Source organism: Kytococcus schroeteri (genome assembly GCF_002847825.1).
Lineage (GTDB): Bacteria > Actinomycetota > Actinomycetes > Actinomycetales > Dermatophilaceae > Kytococcus > Kytococcus schroeteri.
Genome location: NZ_PKIZ01000094.1, coordinates 1 through 353 on the forward strand (window position 1 = coordinate 1; position 353 = coordinate 353).

A 353-nucleotide genomic window follows, 5' to 3' on the forward strand; every position below is an offset into this window, starting at 1 on the left:
CGGATTACTTCTTCAGGCGTTTTTCCACACTGGTGATAAGGCTACGAACGTTGGTGAGTACGCGCTCTTCCTTTTCCTCGACCGTCAGCGTCTCCGTCATCTGCGTGGTTCCGTCCGGAGTTTTCGTTCCGCGCACATAATCCACACACGCCAGGTCACTGCACATGTACGTACCGATGCTGCCGTAGTTATCCTGCGCGGACTTCGTGGTGACGATCGACATCAGAGAGGCGCCACTCGAAGGGTGCAGCGTGCGGCAAATCTGGCACATGCGCGCCCCGCCGCCGGTCGGGGCCTTACGGATCTCCATAGTGAGACCCTGCAAACCCTGCGCGGTCTCCGCGACGAGGTAT

General features: G+C 59.2%; 1 protein-coding gene. It reads right to left on the minus strand.

Features of this window, described 5'->3' with window-relative positions:
* Positions 1-4: 4 nt before the first annotated feature.
* A partial coding sequence (locus CYJ76_RS11670; RefSeq protein WP_101850154.1) for an FBP domain-containing protein occupies positions 5-353 on the minus strand: 349 nt, incomplete at its 5' end.